At 44.2% G+C, this 251-nt stretch carries 1 tRNA gene and 1 rRNA gene; both read left to right on the top strand.

Features of this window, described 5'->3' with window-relative positions:
* Positions 1-96 (top strand): 16S ribosomal RNA (locus IC219_RS21565); the annotation flags it as partial.
* A 55-nt stretch (positions 97-151) separates the two neighbouring features.
* Positions 152-227, top strand: a tRNA-Ala gene (locus IC219_RS21570).
* Positions 228-251: the final 24 nt, after the last annotated feature.

The following is a 251-nucleotide window of genomic DNA, read 5'->3' on the forward strand; positions in this document are numbered from 1 at the left end:
ACCTTTTGGAAGAAGTCGTCGAAGGTGGAATCAATAACTGGGGTGAAGTCGTAACAAGGTAGCCGTATCGGAAGGTGCGGCTGGATCACCTCCTTTCTAAGGAGAATTGCCTACTGTTTAATTTTGAAAGTTCTTTATGAACTTCATATTTGGGGGTGTAGCTCAGTTGGGAGAGCACTTGCCTTGCAAGCAAGGGGTCAGGAGTTCGACTCTCCTCATCTCCACCATTAAGAGTATATTACTTAAATCTT

Source organism: Clostridioides sp. ES-W-0018-02, assembly GCF_020658175.1.
Lineage (GTDB): Bacteria > Bacillota > Clostridia > Peptostreptococcales > Peptostreptococcaceae > Clostridioides.